This is a genomic window from Microbulbifer sp. ABE4_465 (assembly GCF_056160765.1).
Map to the genome: position 1 here is coordinate 74381 of NZ_JBSWXV010000009.1, position 14411 is coordinate 88791.

General features: G+C 59.6%; 12 protein-coding genes. 3 read left to right on the forward strand and 9 right to left on the reverse strand.

Going from position 1 to position 14411, the window contains the following annotated elements; genetic code table 11:
• Window positions 1-125 precede the first annotated feature (125 nt).
• The 3 genes from ACXAG1_RS14055 to ACXAG1_RS14065 all read right to left on the reverse strand — a co-directional run bounded on the left by ACXAG1_RS14055 (window position 126) and on the right by ACXAG1_RS14065 (window position 5780).
• Complete coding sequence (locus tag ACXAG1_RS14055; RefSeq protein ID WP_475120040.1) at window positions 126-1058, reverse strand: alpha/beta hydrolase; 933 nt, start codon at window positions 1056-1058, stop codon at window positions 126-128.
• The gene (locus tag ACXAG1_RS14060; RefSeq protein WP_475091062.1) at window positions 1045-2217 is read right to left on the reverse strand and encodes an MFS transporter; all 1173 of its coding nucleotides are present in this window, start codon (window positions 2215-2217) and stop codon (window positions 1045-1047) included. The genes ACXAG1_RS14055 and ACXAG1_RS14060 overlap by 14 nt, the downstream gene beginning before the upstream one ends.
• A gap of 125 nt (window positions 2218-2342) precedes the next feature.
• Window positions 2343-5780, reverse strand: coding sequence for a PAS-domain containing protein (locus tag ACXAG1_RS14065; RefSeq protein ID WP_475120041.1), 3438 nt, complete (start codon window positions 5778-5780; stop codon window positions 2343-2345).
• Between the two features lie 168 nt (window positions 5781-5948).
• On the opposite strand from ACXAG1_RS14065, the gene ACXAG1_RS14070 reads away from it, so the two are divergent.
• From ACXAG1_RS14070 to ACXAG1_RS14080, 3 genes are all read left to right on the forward strand, one after another.
• Window positions 5949-8156: a TonB-dependent receptor gene (locus tag ACXAG1_RS14070; protein WP_475120042.1), complete on the forward strand. Its 2208-nt coding sequence runs from the start codon at window positions 5949-5951 to the stop codon at window positions 8154-8156.
• Window positions 8157-8889: 733 nt separating this feature from the next.
• Window positions 8890-9363, forward strand: a complete 474-nt coding sequence (locus tag ACXAG1_RS14075; RefSeq protein ID WP_475091065.1) for an META domain-containing protein — start codon at window positions 8890-8892, stop codon at window positions 9361-9363.
• Window positions 9364-9456: 93 nt separating this feature from the next.
• Window positions 9457-10005 (forward strand): META domain-containing protein, encoded by a 549-nt coding sequence (locus ACXAG1_RS14080; protein WP_475120043.1) that lies wholly within the window; start codon window positions 9457-9459, stop codon window positions 10003-10005.
• 453 nt (window positions 10006-10458) lie between these two features.
• Here ACXAG1_RS14080 and smrA read toward each other — a convergent pair whose 3' ends face one another.
• From smrA to ACXAG1_RS14110, 6 genes are all read right to left on the reverse strand, one after another.
• Entirely contained in the window at window positions 10459-11055 is a 597-nt protein-coding gene (gene smrA / locus ACXAG1_RS14085; protein ID WP_475091067.1) for a DNA endonuclease SmrA, read from the reverse strand.
• Between the two features lie 51 nt (window positions 11056-11106).
• The gene (locus tag ACXAG1_RS14090) at window positions 11107-11970 is read right to left on the reverse strand and encodes an SDR family oxidoreductase (RefSeq protein ID WP_475120044.1); all 864 of its coding nucleotides are present in this window, start codon (window positions 11968-11970) and stop codon (window positions 11107-11109) included.
• Between the two features lie 31 nt (window positions 11971-12001).
• Complete coding sequence (locus tag ACXAG1_RS14095) at window positions 12002-12448, reverse strand: acyl-CoA thioesterase (protein ID WP_475091069.1); 447 nt, start codon at window positions 12446-12448, stop codon at window positions 12002-12004.
• 291 nt (window positions 12449-12739) lie between these two features.
• Window positions 12740-13243 (reverse strand): protein-export chaperone SecB, encoded by a 504-nt coding sequence (gene secB, locus ACXAG1_RS14100; RefSeq protein ID WP_475120045.1) that lies wholly within the window; start codon window positions 13241-13243, stop codon window positions 12740-12742.
• 149 nt (window positions 13244-13392) lie between these two features.
• Window positions 13393-13644 (reverse strand): glutaredoxin 3, encoded by a 252-nt coding sequence (gene grxC / locus ACXAG1_RS14105; protein WP_475091070.1) that lies wholly within the window; start codon window positions 13642-13644, stop codon window positions 13393-13395.
• Window positions 13645-13701: 57 nt separating this feature from the next.
• Window positions 13702-14118 carry a rhodanese-like domain-containing protein gene (locus ACXAG1_RS14110; RefSeq protein WP_475091071.1) on the reverse strand — a complete coding sequence of 139 codons (417 nt, stop codon included), beginning with the start codon at window positions 14116-14118 and terminating at the stop codon, window positions 13702-13704.
• Window positions 14119-14411: the final 293 nt, after the last annotated feature.

A 14411-nucleotide genomic window follows, 5' to 3' on the forward strand; every position in this document is an offset into this window, starting at 1 on the left:
GGATGTTTGCGCCGCAGCGCCCAGGGATGTATTCACAGGGGGGCGCCTAGCTCGGTCCTGAAAACCCGCACCCGGTGCTCAGCCGCCTCATAAGAGGACCTGAGCACCAACCCAACACCACAAAGTTAGACCCCCTGAAGGTACTCAGCAACGTGGCGATAGACCCGACCACACGCATCAGGAACAATATTTTCGATATTTAGAAAAGCGTGAATCATGTCTTCAAAGTGCAGATGCTCGGCGTTGGCACCGCCGGCTCGCACTTTCTTCACATATTCCACACCTTCATCCCGCAGCGCACAGAACTGCGCGGTGATTACCATAGTTGCAGGCATGTTTTTGGTGAACTCACCGTGTAGCGGAGATGTCTGGTAGGGATTTTCACCATTCTGCAAATAGTTTTCGAAGTACCAGAGAATTTTTTCTTTCTCCAGTAAATAGCCGCGGCCATTTTCTTCAATGGACGGCGCCTGCATGGTGTAGTCGAGGCTGGGGTAAATCAAAACCTGGGCATCGATGGTGTGTGGCTGGTGCTGCAGGATTCGCGTGGCGGTAGCGACCAGGGCACCGCCGCCGGAATCACCCATCAGAACCCAGCGGCCATTGTGGGCAACGTTTTTGCGATCCAGGGTTTCGCCGAGGTTGCGCACCACACTGATCAGGTCATTGAGCGCTGCCGGGTGGGGATTTTCCGGAGCCAGACGGTACTCCACGGAAATTACATTGCGCTTGCACGCGTCGGCAACACGGCGGCAGATTGGATCGTAAACCGAGACGCTGCCGGCCATGTGGCCGCCGCCGTGGCAGTAAATAATGGATGCTCCTTCGGCCGCATCCTCCGGCTGGTAGATGCGCACCGGCACGGAATATTCCCCACCCTTTACCACCGTATCCGCCACCGCCATTTCCGGGCCCGGCTCTACAAAATTGCGGGTCAGGTTTGCGAGGCTTTCGCGGGCGTTTACCGGGGTCGCTTCAAAGCCCGCGGCTTTCAACTGCGCAATCTGTGCATTGACCGCTTCCAGCCACTCGGCCAGTTTGGGTTCAAGCTGTCGCATTGTCCGCCTCCAGGTTTTCCATTTCGGGTTTCTTGCCACTTTCCGGCAGCAGGAAAGAAAACACAAACAGGGACGCGGAGCAGGCCACCGCGAAGTAGGCGGCGGTTGCCGGTTCGCCGGTGATATCCGCGAGCACGCCTGCGCCGTACATCAGCACGGTTTCAACGCCGTAGGAGATGGACCAGAACATGGCGAAGGTAACGGTAATTTTTGCCGGGGTCATGCCGGGCAGTTCCTGCGGCAGGGTAACCAGCGCGGTCATAGGCAGGAACATGCAGAAGCCGGCGAGGGCCGCAGCGGTGTAGGCGATGATCGGGTCGCGGCTAGTGACCATCAGGGCCGCGAAAATGACCAGGGCGAGACCGCCAAAGCGCAGTACCGGCAGGCGCAGCGGGAAGCGCTTGGTGACGATAATACCGGCCACTGTGCCGAGCATGCCGGCGGCGATCATGACCGCAGACAGGTGGTGGCTCGCCACCGCGAAGCCGTCGATCAGCGGGAAGAGTGCGAATACCGCGATGTAGCAGAAAAGAACACCGCAGTAGGCCAGAGGCAGCCACCAGTTAAAGCCTTCCTTCGCGCCATGCTTGAAGCCGTATTCTTCCGCGGGCTTGTCGCCACCGCCAGACAGCGAGAAGTTCTCCGCGGTCAGCCACCACAGCACGCCCAGTGCCAGCACCATCACACCGTATAGCACCACCACCGATTGCCAGCTGCCCAGCCAGCTCAGCAGGGTGGTAGTGGTGAGCAGGGCCAGCAGGTTACCGGTATTGAATGCGGCAGCGTTGATGCCATTGATCAGCGGCCGCTCTTTGGCGGCGAAATAGTGCAGAACCACCGGTGCGAAATACACGATGGCCAGGGCGCCGCCGAGACCCAGCGCCAGACGCGACATCAGCCAGGCACCGTAGCTACCCGCCAGCGCACCGAAACCGCCGGCGGCAATCAGGATGATGGCGATGGCAAAGGCGCGCTTGGCACCGAGGCGCATCAGCAGCGCTGCCGCCGCCAGGTTGCCGACGATCTTGGCGATGGTGATGACGTTGCTACCCCAGGTGGCGTTGGCGAAGCCTTCCTCGCCAAAGGAAGACTGGATCGCCGGGGTGAGAATGGCCCCCGAAACCCAACTTGCGGCGAACAGCGCATAAGCGCTGAACATGAGTATTTCCAAAACATATTTTTTCATTTTTTACACCGCTCTTGTTCGCCTGCAGGGCAGGCTCCTACAGGCGAAATACTATTTTCATTATTCAATGACAGAGTGCTTTTCCAGCACCACCACCGCTATACGACCTTGGTCGCAGGCTCTGCCGGTTCGCGCACACGGGTTTTCTGCCGTTGCTGCAGTAGCGCACGCAGGGCCGCCGGGCGCAGGGGTTTTTGCAGGAACTGCCAGCCGGCGTTCTGCGCGCGGGTTTTCACGGTGTTGGTGTTTTCCGCAGAGATGATCACGCAGGGGATGCCGCCACCCCAGCGCGACAGCAGCTTGGCGGCGAGGTCGATGCCGTTGTCACCGTCATCCAGGTGGAAGTCCATCAACAGCAGGTCCGGCTCGTCCGCGGCCAGCGCCTCGGCGCGATTGCGCGCGCAGTGCACTGTGCAGCCCCAACCGCCGAGCAGAGCACTCATCGCCTCCAGAATCGACGGCTCGTTATCCACACACAGCACATTCAGATCCAGCCTGGCGCCGCGCCCCGGCACCGCCGCAATGGCCGAGCGCGGATTTACACGGGCGGTGGCGCGGGGCAGACGCACGCGGAATACACTGCCGCGGCCAAGTACCGAGGACAGACTGATCGGACTGTTCAACAGGCGGCACAGACGCTCCACCGTAGCCAGGCCGAGGCCGTAACCGTGCTGTCGCGCGGTATTCTCAGGATCATGAGACGTCAGCCGGCAGAACTCGCGGAAGATCGCCTGTTGCTGTTCGCGGGCAATACCCTCACCGGTATCCCACACCTCCAGAGAAATATCGGCACCGCACTTGCGCGCGGCCACCAACACCCCGCCGCGGGCGGTGTATTTGACCGCGTTGTCCAACAGGTTCTGTACCACCCGGCGCAGCATCCTCTCATCACTGTGCACCCACAGGTGACTGCGACGATAGCGCAAGCGGATACCGCGACTGCCGGCGGCAACCCTCGCCTGGGCCACCGCGTCGTCGAGAATACTGTCGAGGGAAACCGGCGCGAAGCTGGGGCGAATATCCCCCGCATCCATGCGCGCAATCTGCAGCATGTCGGTAATCAGTTGCTCGGCGGAGGCGAGCGCGCGGTCGGCGCGGGTAAGCAGTTGCCGACTGCTGTCTTCCAAAGGATGGGCGGCGAGGGCGTCGATAAACAGACGACTGGCGTTCAGGGGCTGCACCAGATCGTGACTGGCGGCCGCGAGGAAGCGGGTCTTGCCGGCACTGGCCGCCTGCAGTTCACGGTTCAACTCCTGCAGCTCATCGTTGACCGTCTCCAGTTCCGCGGTGCGGTGCGCTACTTTCTGCTCGAGGGAATTGCGGATCTCGGTGAGTTCGCCCAGCGCCCGCTGGTAATCGGAAACGTCGGTATAGGTCGTTACGAAACCACCACCGGGCAGCGGGTTGCCGCGAATTTCGAGAACCGTACCGTCGGTGCGATTGCGCTGTACCCGGTAGGCGGTGCCATTGCGCAGGTGCTCGACCCGCTTCTGCACATGCTCTTCCACATCGCCGGGCCCGCACTCGCCGCGGCTCGCGTTGTAGCGCACCAGCTCCGCCACCGGACGCCCCACATAAATCATTTCCGCCGGATAGTGGAACAACGCCAGATAGCGGCGATTCCAGGCCACCAGGTTGAGATTGGCATCCACCACCGAAATACCCTGGTCGATATTATCGATACTGCTCTGCAGCAGCCCCCGACCAAACTGGTAAATATCGGACGCCTGCTCCAGCTCATGGGAGGTGCTTTCCGGTTCGCCCAGCTGGCGCACCAGGCGCTGGGCGCTGGTGCTGCCAACGATGCCGGCAAGGATTTTCTCCACTGCTTCGCGGTAACTCTGGGAAGTATCCGCCGCGCTACTGCCGGTCGATTCACTTCCTGCACCCTGCCCCAGGGATGCCAGCGCCCGCGCCGCCGCATCTTCTCCCACAAAGCGCGCCAGCAGCTGTCGCAGCCGCGCCTTGTCCACCGGTGCGGCCTGCACCGCGGCACCGCCGGGCAGCCAGCGCCCCTGCAGCAGGGAAACGCCGATCAAAGTGAGCCCGTTGAGCCCCAGCCCAAACACACAGCTGGTGGTGAGCGCGTGCCACTCCAGTCCCAGGGTGTTGGCGATCAAATCCCATTGCCCCAGCGCCGCCGGTAGCGCAGACAGCGCCCAGATCAGGGCGCCGACTACCAGCCCGGCAATCACCCCCACCGCGCGCAGCTGCGGCCAGCGTGCCGGCCAGGTCACCGCGGCGATCATCGCCGGCGCCAACTGTGCGGCCAATGCCAGGGACAGCAGTCCGAAAGTACCCAGGCTCACGCCGGAGCCAATCAACTCGCTCACCCCGAAGGCGGCCAGCATCAGCAGGGCGATAATCACCCGCCGCACCCGCCGCAGGTCACTGCCCAGGGCAACACCTGCGGGGCGCTGCTGCAGGCGTTTCAGCCACAGGGGCACCACCATGGTGTTCGCGATCATGGTAGACAGGGCGATGGTGGCGATGATGACCATGCTGGAGCCGGCGGAAAGGCCACCAATAAACGCCAGCAGGGCAAGCCACGGCGTGCCGCTCTCAAGCGGGATGCCAAGCACGAAGCGCTCGGCATTGGTGTAGGTGTCCGGCAACCACAGCAACCCGCCGTATCCCACCACCAGCACCGCGGCAGATACCAGCGCAAGATATACCGGGATCAGCTTGCGCACCGGGCCGATATCGCGCTCGCCGTCGCTCTCGATCATCAGGATATGGAACTGCCGCGGCAGGCAGAAGATAGCCGCCATCCCCAATACCACCACGGCAAAATACCCGGTATCCGCCGGGCGGGACTCGGCAATTGCCGCCACCCGATCGCTGGCCAGGGCGCTGCGCGCCAGGTCGGCAGTGCCGTCAAAGGCGGAGTAGAGTACGAACCACGCCACCGCCACCAGCGCGCCGATCTTGACCAGTGCTTCGAACGCCACCGCCAGCAGCATGCCGTTGCGGTGCACCGAACTGTCGATATGGCGAGTGCCGAACAGCAGGGCAAACAGGCCCAGAGTGATGCCCACGACCGCAGTGACCACCGAGGCACTAGTGTCCGTTGAGCCCTCACCCGCCTGCGCCAGCAGCAGAAAACTGTCCGCCACCGCGCGCAACTGCAGGGACAGGTAGGGAACAATGGCCACCACCGCCAATAGCGCGACCGCAGCCGCCAGCCACTGGGATCCGCCGTACTGCGCGCTGATAAAATCCGCAATAGAGGTGGATCCCTGCTGCTTGGACAGGCGCACAAAACGCATCAGCAGGGGGGCGCCGAAGATCAGCATCAGGCAGGCGCCGACAAAGGTAGGGGGCAGCACCCATCCCTCGCTCACCGCCTGGGCGGGCACGCCAAAGAACATCCAGGCACTGGTATAGGTACCGGCGAGCGCGAGCAGCAGGGGTTTGACCGGGCGGATACGCCCGACCGGCAGCCGATCCCCCCAGAAGGCGATGGCAAACAGCAACAGCAGGTAGCTCAGGCCCACGGCGGCCAGCAGGGTAAGGCTGAACAATTGGCGCCTCATTCATTATTTTGTTTATTATGCACAGAGTAACTGATCGTGCGTTTTTTGTCCTGCTCTGCGCGCAGAACCATCGTCATACCTTGGTCTAGCAGGCAACAGCACCGTCAGCCGATACAGTGCAGATCCGTAACTTAGATAAAAACCATAAACCGGTGATCGGAGAGAGCCATGCGCAATCCAATGAAATTCAACCCCCTAGCCGCAGGCATCATGTTCGCCTGCGGAGCGTCCCTCGCCTACGCAGACCCCCAACTGGAAGAAGTGACCGTGACCGCGCAGAAGCGCGAGCAGTCCATGCAGGAAGTACCGGTTGCCGTGACTGCAATTGGCGCTGACCAACTGATGCAAAACGGTATCAGCGACCTGACCGACATTCAGAAACTGTCCCCCAACACCACTTTGCAAGCCAGTCGTGGCACCAACTCGACCCTGACCGCGTTTATCCGCGGTATCGGCCAGCAGGACCCGCTTTGGGGTTTTGAGCCGGGCGTAGGCATCTATATTGACGACGTTTACGTGGCACGCCCTCAAGGTGCCGTGCTCGACATCCTCGACGTAGAGCGAGTGGAAGTTCTGCGCGGCCCGCAGGGTACCCTGTACGGCAAGAACACTATTGGCGGCGCGGTGAAATATGTCACCAAGAAGATGTCTGGTGACACCGAATTGAAAATTGGTGGTGGCCTGGGCTCCTACAACCAGCGCGACCTGAAAGTCTCCGGCTCTACAGCGATTTCCGAAACCGTCAACATTGGCGGTGCCATCGCCAGCTTCCAGCGCGACGGCTACGGTGAAAACGTGGTTACTGGTAAGGATCAATACAACAAGGACATCATCAGCGGCCGCTTTGCTGTTGAGTGGAACCCCTCAGACGCTGTCTGGGTGCGGTTTGCCGGTGACAAAACCGTGGACGAGTCTGCCTCCAAACACGGCCATCGCTTCGCCCCGGGCCTCGGTGGCGAGCCCGTTCTGGACAGCATCTACGACACCGAATCAAACATGACTTCGGACAACTTGGTAGAAACCAGCGGTATGTCGCTGATTGCCGAGTGGGAAATGTCCGACAGCGTTACCGTCAAGTCCATCACCGCTTACCGCCAGGGTGAAACAGAGACGGCGATTGATTTCGACAGCGTCAGCCGTTCCGACTTTGACGTGCCGGCCTATTACGAAGACGACCAGACCACTCAGGAATTCCAGCTGATCTGGCAGGGCGATAACGCCGACCTGGTCAGTGGCCTCTATTACTACACCGGCACCGCAGCAGGCGCATTCGATGCTGTACTCGGCTATGTTGACCTGAATGACCCTGAGGAAGAGCCCACTTTGCCGGTAGGCCTGACCCAACAGGTAGCGGGCTCAGTTGATACCAAGAGCCTTTCTGCCTACGCACACTACAACTGGCAGTTTGCACCGGACTGGAATCTGAGTGTTGGCGGTCGCTACACCAGAGACGAAAAAGACGCGGAAGTATTCAAGGGTAATTTTGCCGGCCTGTATAGCCCCTTGTTTGCAGCTAAATACAACCCCGGCCAAGACCCCGCCATTTTCCTCGGCGCCCTAACCGACTATCAGAACAGCGACAGCTGGGGACAGTTCACCCCGCACCTCGGTGTGGACTTCCAGGTAAATGACGACGTATTGCTGTACGCAAAATACAGTGCGGGCTTCAAGTCCGGCGGCTTCGATATGCGCGGTGATGCAAGTAAATTGCCCTCCACAGTGGACGGTTTTAACCCAGAAACTGTGGACACCTACGAGTTTGGTGTGAAGTCTGACCTGCTGAACAATCGCTTGCGCCTGAACGCAGCAGCCTTCCGCGCCGATTACAACGATATGCAGGTGACCATTCAGCAGCTCAATCCCGGCGGTGGTTTCTCCAGTGCGGTACTGAACGCCGGCCAGGCACGCATTCAGGGTCTGGAGCTTGAAGCCACCCTGGCGATGACCGACAACCTGCTGGCCAACTTCACCCTGGGCCTGGCGGATACCGAATTCCTGGAATTCATTTCCGGTGGCGTGGATATTTCCGACGAGCGTGATATGCAGAACACGCCGGATACCACTGCCATGTTCCAGCTGAATTACTCGCTGCCCATGGGCAATGGCGGAGAGCTGGTATTCCTGCCCACGGTTTCCTACCGCGCGGATACCCAGATTTTCGAAACTCCGAGTATTCTCGACCAAGAGGCCTACACCCTGGTTGATATGACGGCGACCTACTACAGCGCCGACGGCAACTGGAACCTGGGCCTGGCCGGTAAAAACCTGACTGACGAAGAATATCGCGTTGGTGGCTACGGCTTCGGCGGCGCCTTCGACACCGGCTTCTACGGCGCACCACGCACTATCGCACTCACAGGTAGCTACAACTTCTAAATACAGTCACTGTCATCTTCGCAAATATGTGCAACGCATGATTCATGCTTAGTCATCGCACGTTCCACTTGGGGCCCACTGGGCCCCTTTTTTGTTTTTGGCGCCGAATTAGCGCGCCCGTTCAGGCCCCGAACCAAGCCCCTATTCAGGCCATTATCTGTCGTGGATTTCTCTATCCGGCGCGGGAATTATTAAATTGGCGCGCAAATTCACACTTTGGCGGCAACCTCTTCTAATCTGAAAGTGAGGGCGGCAGTGACGCCGCTACTTGAATCAGCCATCGAGGTATCCGCGTGCAGAAATTGAGTAGTATTCTGCTGACGGCGGTCATAGCGACAGGACTTGTTGCCGGTTGTACTACAACCGCGCCCACGGAAAATCATACAAATCGCGCCTTCAGCAGCGCCGTCCCCCCACATATGGACCCAGCCCATTTTTCCGTGCGGTCCTCAGACCGAAGGCCGCGCACCAGCAGTCGCGAGGCGCCGCGCTCGCTCAACGTCAACGGCACCCGCTTTCGCTGCTTCGAACAGGAGCTCGACTCCAAGGTGGTGGTGCGTTGCGTGCGCCAGTCGTGACGCCAAATTGAATTCCCTGCGGGCCCTGGCGCCCGCATTCTCCACACGCTGTGACCATTTCCGCCACAAGCTGTCGCCCAATTCCACTCGCATGGACGTTGGCTGACTAAGCTTGATCTATCTACACGGACGTAGCACAGGAAGGAGATTCGAGAATGAAAAAACTGCTACCGATATGGCTATTTGGGCTCGCGCTGGTGATTGCGGGGTGTATGAATATGGGCGGCAAGGATTCAGGCCCCAGCCAGACTCCCGGCAGCGTCAGTAGTGTCTGTGGCGACAAATGGGAAATGCGCCTGTTGCGCATCAACGGCCAGGCCGTCCCCGTCGACCAGCCGCAGGAATTTACCTTCCTGTGCAACAGCGGCGGTGAAGCCATGGGCAAGAGCGGTATCAATACCTACCGCGGCGCCATGCAGATTACGGCGAACGGCCAGATCCTGTGGGATACCGGTAGTTTTGCCTCGACAAAAATGGCCGGACCGCCACAGGTGATGGAGCAGGAATCCCAGTACCTGGGTGCACTGGCGGGCACGACACAGGCGTTCGTCAAAAGCGGCGGTGGTCGCCTGATCCTGCGCGACGCCTCAGGTGACCGGTATATCGAATACATCAAGGCGGGTAACTGAGCGTCATTAAGCGCTACTAAATAGCCCGCCTGGGTCACAGACGTTGCGCGGGCTTTGCGGTTTAATACTGCAAACGGCTACCGGACAGACCCGATGGACTTCTCACACCGCTCGCGCCCGCAATTCTCACCGGTTTCCGGGTCACACCTGGCACTCTGCGCGACACTGGCCGGGCTATTGCTGGCCTCACTGTTCTTTTCCGGCTGTTCGTCCCACCCGCAGCAGCTGTCAGCCACCGAGCCCATGGCCCCGGGCGACATCTGCAATTACCAGTGGATACTGCACGGCATAAACGTGGACGGACGCGAGCAGAAGTCGCGACTTTTCTGGCAGAAAATGGTCCGCGACCGCCCCTACCTCACCTGCGACAAACTGGGCTTTGTACGCGGCAACGCCGGTTCCAACCCCTATCTCGGCAAGTTCGACCTGGCCGACGATGGCTCGATCGAGTGGATCAAGGCCCCGAAAATCTCCCGTATGGTGGGTCGCAAAGACAGCAGCGAACTGGAGAAGGACTTTCTGAAAGCGCTACCGCGTATTGATCGCGCCAGCGTCGCGGGCGACATACTGACGCTGCAGGGCGGCGAAGGTACTCGAATAGAGTTCAAACAGACCGGCGAATTGCCGAGCCCTTCCCCTTAAATTCGCATCATCAGAAATCGTAGCGAGCGGGTGGCTGATGGTGGCCGCCGCAGCGCAGCAAGCGGAGTGTACTTTAGTACATGAGCATTGTGAGCAGCGCCGGACGCCGTCAGGCGCACGCGCAGTAGATTTCCGGTGATGCGACGAAAAAAGGCGGCCATAGGGCCGCCTGAAGAACCATTCAAGAAGGGTCTCGATTCGCAACTGCGAGCTCGAGTCCAATCCTCCAAGTGGAGGCACTTCCAAACTCGGAAGCAAAAATCACCAATAAAGATTGGTGCGATGCAAAGAGAGAAGAACAACGAAAACAAGTCAGTTGCGCGATGAAACAACCGGACAAGCAAAATTTCGTTGTGGGAGTAATGTAATCGGCGCCCGTTACAAACAAATTACGAAACAGGAAAATTTCCCATCTCCGGGTAACTTTTTGCAGCGCGATCTTAACGGCCGGGGTCAGGGGCGGGAGCGCCGCTGATGCTGCTCCAGATTCTGCTGGCGCTTGCGCTCACTTTTCTTCAACAGAAGGTAAGTCGCCCCGAGACCGCCATGCTGTTTCTGCGCACTGTGAAACGCGAGCACTTCCTCCAACTGGGGTAGCCAGGCATTCACACAGCTTTTCAACATGGCCGGGGTTTTGCGCCCTTCGCCTTTGCCGTGGGTTACCAGTGCGCAGCGCACATCGGCTTCCACACAGTCCCGCACAAATTGATACAGCGCGCTGCGAGCCATTTCCACGGTGTGATTGTGCAGGTCGAGCCGCGCATCCACGGTGTATTTGCCCAGGCGCAGGTTGCGGTAAACACCGTTCTGCACGCCGTCGCGCTTGAATTCTATAGGGTCGAAGGGCTCCACCGGCTCCACATACTCGCCGCCGAGGGGATTGAGTTCGCGGTAGGTCTGCGCGGTGGCGGCCTCGCGGCGGGCGCGCTGATTGAGGGGATCTCTGGTCTCTTTCTTCAGCGCGCTCTGTCGCTGACCGGACGGCAGCGGCTTTACATCGCCCAGGGCACCCATAGCACCGCGAAAATCGTCCTGTTCACTCTTGTCCACAACATCTCCCCACTTCGAGTACCGGCCTGAACAGCGCCGCTGCCGGTACCCTCAGGGATCGAGGAACAGATCCACTGCCAGATCGCCGGCCTTGGCGGGATTGTGCGCATATTGGGTGAAATCTTCCACCCCCCGTTCGTGCAGCAGGGTTTCGTCGATCAGCTGGGCGCCGTTGAGCCCCTGGTTTTCGGTAATCAGCACTTCGTAGGCGGCATCGGCCATGACCATGGGCTTGCGGCTCTGCTCGAACATTTCGCGGCTGCCCACGGCAAACTCGATGGCAGCAGTGGCGACCAGGGTCCGCGGCCACAGGGTGGCCACACTAATACTGGTTTTGCTCAGTTCTTCTGCCAGCCCCATGCTGAGGATGGTCATGCCGAATTTGGACAGGGCGTAGGGGGCAAACGGACCCAGCCAGCGGGGCTCGATGTTCAGTGGTGGCGACAGGCTGAGGATATGCCCGCAGTCCGATTGCTTGAGGTAGGGAATGGCCAGGTGCGCGGTCAGGTACACGCCGCGGGCATTAACATCCATCATCAGGTCGTAGCGCTTGGGCGGGGTGGCTTCAACGCTGGTGAGGTTGATGGCGCCGGCGTTGTTGATCACGGCGTCGATACCGCCAAAGGTGTCGGCGGTTTTCTTGAGGGCTTCCGCCACCTGCTCTTCGTCGCGCACGTCGACCTGCATGGGCAGGGCCTTGCCACCGGCGGCTTCGATCTCCTCGGCAACGGAGTAGATGGTGCCGGGAAGTTTGGGGTGGGGCTCGGCGGACTTGGCGGCGATGGCTATGTTGGCGCCGTCGGCGGCGCACTTGAGCGCAATGGCGCGGCCGATGCCGCGGCTGGCACCGGTGATAAAGATGGTTTTGCCCTTGAGGGCGCCGGTGTTCTTGGTGAGGGTGATCGGGTCGGTCATGGGCGCTCCTCGGTCTCGGGTGATTTCCAGCCTAGGGATTGCGGGGGTCTTCGACCACCGCGGGGCAATAGATGTCTTTGAAGGTTTGCGGCATGCGCTTGGGTTTGCCGCTGGAGAGTTCGATACACACCATTTGCCAGGTGGCCCGCAGGATCAGGGCCTGGTCACCGGTGCGGTGGATCTGGAACTTTCGGGTCATGTTGAGGCGGCCGTCCACCATGGTGAGCCAGGTGCCGATCAGCAGCTCGTCGCCTTCCTTTGCCGCCAGTATATAGTCGTACTCGGCCTGGCGAATGGCCATTCCCCGGTCCATGGCTTGATAATTGGTGACATCAAGACCCAGCTCGACACTGTGCGACCAGGCGGCGCGCTCACACCAGCGCACGTATTCGGCGTTGTTGGCGTGGTGCAGGCCATCGACGTGCTCTGCATTGACGCGGACTTTGTAGGTATAGGGTTGGGGCAAGTCCCACTGCATATCTTTTCCAATTCATTGGCGGCGCTACTGCCGGGTGCATGTTTGCGAGACACGAGCTAGGCGCCCCCCCCTCAACCCATCCCTGGGGGCTCTGCAAAAAGTGTCCAGCCGCTTCAGCGCGGCGCCTTCGGCCCTGTTTTTGAAGGTCTCGCACAGTTGCACCCGGCAGCAGCGCCTTCGCATCAAAGTTCGCGTAACTTAACAAGCTCAGCATCCGTGAAACATTACGTCAGATACAAAAAAGGCTCCCTCGGTCGAAACCAAGGGAGCCTTTTTCAGTATCACTGAAGCTTAGGCGTCAGCTTTCTCACCACCTTGCTCGGCGGCTTGCTGTTGCGCCTGCTGCAGAGCGGCGGCGAACAGAGCGTCGAAGTTGATCGGCGGCAGCATCAGGGCGGGGAAAGAGCCCTTGGTGACGACGTTGTCGACGACTTCGCGCGCGTAGGGGAACAGGATGTTCGGGCAGGCGGTGTTCAGCGCTTGAGCCAGCTGCTGACCTTCCAGGCCTTTGATGCCGAACAGGCCGGCCTGTTGTACTTCTACCAGGAAAGCGGTCTCGCCTTCAACCTTGACGGTGATGGTCAGGGTCAGGGCCACTTCGTACAGATCTTCGTCGATCTTGGCGGTTTTGGTGTTCAGTTCCTGAGAGACTTCCGGTTTCCACTGCTTTTTGAAAATCTCGGCGCCCATCGGGGTCTCGAAGGACAGGTCTTTCAGGTAGATGCGCTGCATCGCGAATTGTACTTGTTGTTGATCTTCGCCGTTAACCGCAGCGCCGTTTTGTTCTTCAGCCATGTTACAAGCCTGTTCACTCAATAATGTTTGTAATTGCCTTCCCTGATAGAAGACTCCCTGTATGGAATCTTCTAATGGGGGCCTCGAAAAGCCCTTTCAAGGCACATTCTAGAAAATACTCGGTAAATTCTTTGACCGCGCGGGGGCTGTTACGCCAGTAAGGATTCCAGCTCGCCGCTGCGCTCGATGGCCATCAACTCGTCGCAGCCGCCCACGTGGTGATCGCCGATCCAGATCTGCGGCACGGTGTGGCGGCCGGCTTTGGCGGTCATTTCGGCGCGCAGGGCCCGATCTCCGTCCACAGAAATCTCCGTGTAAGGGACATTCTTGTTGTCCAGGAGATACTTGGCGCGGATGCAGAAGGGGCAGTAGCGGGTGGTGTAGATAACAACTTCTTTCACGACCAGATAACCTCTTTGCGTCACTCGATTCCTGTTAACACTCTACAGCCGCGGCAATCAGCCTTTGCCTTTTACCAGCGGCAGCTTCTGATTTGCCCACTCGGACATGCCACCTTCCAGGCGGCGCACGGTGTAGCCCGCTTTCTTCAGCATACGACCGGCGGGGCCTGCGTGCTGACCCATTTTGTCCGCGAGGATAATGGTCTTCTCTTTATAGGGTGCCAGCTCTCCCATACGCCCCTCCATCTCACCGTGAGGGATGTGGATGGCGTCCACAATGTGCCCGGCGGTGAAGTCGGAGCGGTCGCGCAGGTCTACGACCTTGGCGCCGTCGCTGTTGATCAGCTGGGTGGCCGCGTGGGCCGATGCGGGTTTGCCCGCCTTGATACGCTCGGTGATGGCCAATGTATAGATCAATGCCACCAACACACTCACCAGCAGCCACTGCTCGCTGATAAAGACGAAAAAGTCCACTTCGCCCCCGAAATTTCACAATTTGTTGTTTTGATGCGATCAAACCGCTGACTTTACGGTCGACCAGTTTGCCGCCGCCCAGAGTAAAACTCTTATAGGCGATGGCCTGAAGGCCGCGCAGTATACACGATGATGACCACTTCTTAATCAGCCATTTGGGCCGGTCAATCGCGGCCATAGCTGGGTACATACTGACCTCGGGGGCTCAAACAGGTTAAAATCCGCCACCTGCGGTAGTGCACCCCCAAAGTTTTCGCGTTCTGGCAATGACGCCGGAGGATATTCCGGTAGGT

Coding starts and splice junctions, on each gene's coding strand:
- ACXAG1_RS14055 (WP_475120040.1), bottom strand. CDS start 1,058: ATGCGACAGCTTGAACCCAAACTGGCCGAGTGGCTGGAAGCGGTCAAT.
- ACXAG1_RS14060 (WP_475091062.1), bottom strand. CDS start 2,217: ATGTTCAGCGCTTATGCGCTGTTCGCCGCAAGTTGGGTTTCGGGGGCC.
- ACXAG1_RS14065 (WP_475120041.1), bottom strand. CDS start 5,780: ATGAGGCGCCAATTGTTCAGCCTTACCCTGCTGGCCGCCGTGGGCCTG.
- ACXAG1_RS14070 (WP_475120042.1), top strand. CDS start 5,949: ATGCGCAATCCAATGAAATTCAACCCCCTAGCCGCAGGCATCATGTTC.
- ACXAG1_RS14075 (WP_475091065.1), top strand. CDS start 8,890: ATGAAAAAACTGCTACCGATATGGCTATTTGGGCTCGCGCTGGTGATT.
- ACXAG1_RS14080 (WP_475120043.1), top strand. CDS start 9,457: ATGGACTTCTCACACCGCTCGCGCCCGCAATTCTCACCGGTTTCCGGG.
- ACXAG1_RS14090 (WP_475120044.1), bottom strand. CDS start 11,970: ATGACCGACCCGATCACCCTCACCAAGAACACCGGCGCCCTCAAGGGC.
- ACXAG1_RS14095 (WP_475091069.1), bottom strand. CDS start 12,448: ATGCAGTGGGACTTGCCCCAACCCTATACCTACAAAGTCCGCGTCAAT.
- secB (WP_475120045.1), bottom strand. CDS start 13,243: ATGGCTGAAGAACAAAACGGCGCTGCGGTTAACGGCGAAGATCAACAA.